Origin of the sequence: Streptomyces sp. SID5910, from assembly GCF_009862125.1 — a bacterium.
Classification (GTDB): Bacteria; Actinomycetota; Actinomycetes; order Streptomycetales; family Streptomycetaceae; genus Streptomyces.
The window spans coordinates 1-290 of record NZ_WWHX01000921.1; the positions used below are offsets into that span (position 1 = coordinate 1).

Consider the following 290-nt stretch of genomic DNA (forward strand, 5'->3'; position numbering starts at 1 on the left):
TTTCGCAGTTCCGGCTGACGCTGCCCAGGACCGCGGACGAGCCGCTGCGGGGCTCGCCGATACCGCTGGAGCCGGCGGACTCGCGCCGCAACCGCGGGCTGAACGACGCCGGGCTTCACGAAGGGGGCCAGGCGCACGGCGCGGACAAGGCGGTCACCGTCCCGGCGCAGGCCGCGCCGGGCCAGGCGTCCTCGGCGTCCGGCCGGGGCCCGATACCGCCGCGGCCGTCCGCCGCCACCGCCGATCCGACGGCGCTGCCCGGCAACGGCGCGCGCGTGGTGCCGCGGCCC

1 pseudogene is annotated in these 290 nt (G+C 79.7%); it reads left to right on the forward strand.

Annotation, left to right across the window (positions count from 1 at the left end):
* Positions 1-290: pseudogene (locus tag GTW67_RS32925) on the forward strand (two-component sensor histidine kinase); the annotation flags it as partial.